Genomic DNA, 458 nt, shown 5'->3' with positions numbered 1-458 from the left:
AGATCCTCGGCGATCATCTGGCCCTTGGTCAGGATCGCGATGTCCTCGAGCATCGCCTTGCGGCGGTCACCGAAGCCCGGCGCCTTGACGGCCGCGACCTTCAGGCCGCCGCGCAGCTTGTTGACCACGAGGGTGGCCAGCGCCTCGCCCTCGATGTCCTCGGCGATGATCAGGAGAGGCTTGCCGGTCTGGACCACGGCCTCGAGCACCGGCAGCATCGCCTGGAGCGACGACAGCTTCTTCTCGTGGATGAGGATGTAGGGGTCTTCCAGCTCGGCGACCATCTTCTCCGCGTTCGTGATGAAGTACGGGGAGAGGTAGCCGCGGTCGAACTGCATGCCCTCGACGACGTCGAGCTCGGTCTCGGCGGTCTTGGCCTCCTCGACCGTGATCACGCCCTCGTTGCCGACCTTCTGCATCGCGTGGGCGATCATCTGGCCGATCTCGGTGTCGCCGTT

The 458-nt window shown here is 65.5% G+C and carries 1 pseudogene; it reads right to left on the bottom strand.

What is annotated here, in order from left to right:
• Nucleotides 1-458 (bottom strand): annotated as a pseudogene (locus MKK63_RS07840) (TCP-1/cpn60 chaperonin family protein); the annotation flags it as partial.

This window comes from Methylobacterium sp. J-088 (genome assembly GCF_022829295.1).
GTDB lineage: Bacteria > Pseudomonadota > Alphaproteobacteria > Rhizobiales > Beijerinckiaceae > Methylobacterium.
This window is presented reverse-complemented; position numbering and strand designations above follow the sequence as displayed.